Origin of the sequence: Flavobacterium silvaticum, assembly GCF_012911565.1 — a bacterium.
Taxonomy (GTDB): domain Bacteria; phylum Bacteroidota; class Bacteroidia; order Flavobacteriales; family Flavobacteriaceae; genus Flavobacterium; species Flavobacterium silvaticum.
The window spans coordinates 1-466 of record NZ_JAAMPU010000058.1; the positions used below are offsets into that span (position 1 = coordinate 1).

Genomic DNA, 466 nt, shown 5'->3' on the forward strand with positions numbered 1-466 from the left:
ACCGACGAGTCGGTCTGGTTGGTCACACGGAACTTATAGGCCGTGGCCCCAAGGAGGCTAGGCGTTGCGATGAGCGTCGAGATGGTGGCCAGCTGGATGCCGCACTGTGACGGGTTGATGGATCCCGATCCGTTCGGGTTGTCGAGCAAGGCAGGGGTCGATACCTGGCATGCCGTCCCATAATACCCGAGCCATGTGCCGTTGCGTTGCAGCTCCACCTGGATGCTGTACGTGGAGGCATAGTCGTAGGAAGCCATGTTGGTGAACGAGAAGTATCCCTGAGGACGCTCCACGTATTGAGGGGCACCTGTAGGCACACCGCCTACGATCTTGTAGACACGGTAACGGTACATGGTGATGTTCGGGAAGGTGGTCACCTGGATCACCGAGTTGATGGCCGCAAGGGTGATGCCGCACTGTGCGTTGATCACGTTGGAAAGCAGCTGGAAGCCTTCGTCGAGGTTGC

General features: G+C 58.6%; 1 protein-coding gene. It reads right to left on the reverse strand.

The genetic code is table 11. The annotated features are described in order from the left end of the window. Positions 1-353 (reverse strand): hypothetical protein (locus tag G6047_RS00210; protein WP_169525289.1); only part of this gene is annotated, 353 nt, incomplete at its 3' end. Between the last annotated feature and the right edge of the window lie 113 nt (positions 354-466).